Origin of the sequence: Sphingomonas sp. CCH9-F2, assembly GCF_001556735.1 — a bacterium.
Classification (GTDB): Bacteria; Pseudomonadota; Alphaproteobacteria; order Sphingomonadales; family Sphingomonadaceae; genus Sphingomonas; species Sphingomonas ginsenosidimutans.
Window position 1 is genome coordinate 1 of record NZ_LSJO01000121.1, and the last position, 906, is coordinate 906.

1 protein-coding gene is annotated in these 906 nt (G+C 66.2%); it reads right to left on the reverse strand.

From position 1 onward, the window contains the following. Positions 1-529 (reverse strand): oligosaccharide flippase family protein (locus AX685_RS03790; RefSeq protein ID WP_331710143.1); only part of this gene is annotated, 529 nt, incomplete at its 3' end. Between the last annotated feature and the right edge of the window lie 377 nt (positions 530-906).

Genomic DNA, 906 nt, shown 5'->3' on the forward strand with positions numbered 1-906 from the left:
GCCCGATCGCGCGCGCGCCGAACAGCGCGATCGGCGCCGCCACCAGCGCCCATACCCCCCAGCCCAGTAACGCGCCGGTCAGCGCGGTGCCCGCCCCCGCCAGCGCCGCCAGGATGTTGACCCGCGCCTGGCGGGCGAATTCCAGCGTCCGCGCCAGCTGGCCCTGCGCCAGCGCGATCAATGGATTGGCGAGGTAAAGGAGCGCCTGCACCCGCAGGATCTCCGCGACGCGCGGCTCGCGATAATAAGCCGCGACCAGCGGCGCGGCGGCGACTTGGATCGCGGCCAGCGCCAGATTCGCGGCGATCAGCATCCCGAAGACGCGCGCGACATCCTCGCGGCGCAGTTCCGGCGCGCGGACCAGCGCATTGGCCAGCCCCATGCCGTTCAGCATCGCCGCCAGCATCAGCACGACCTGCGTCATCGCGAACAGACCATAGTCCGCGGGGGTCAGGATACGGATCACCAGGAAGGTCGCGCCCCATTGCACGATCTGCGCGATCACCTGGCTGCCCGAACGCCACAACACCGCCCGCCGAATCCGCGTGGAAAGCGATTCCGGGGCCCGATTCCCGGCATCGGGGGCGTGATTCGTCGGCGCGACCATGGCTGCCGTTACCCCGGATCACCTCACCGGGGCGTTAAAAAGCGCGGAATTCTGCGGGTTTGCGGCGGCCGTGAAAGAAAATTGCAAAAAGTATTTGACGATGTTGGAACCCGGGCATAGAAGCCACTCCACCGACGCGGTGCTGCTCTTTCAGCCGCTCGCATCGGTCGCCACATCAGACGGACACCAAGTCCCCCGATAGAGATAGCGGGGTACGAAGGTTGTCCGGCTTTGACGTCGGTCGGCTCTTTGACATTGTGATTGAGATGAAGGGACATGTGGACGGTGGTTCTGCGGGT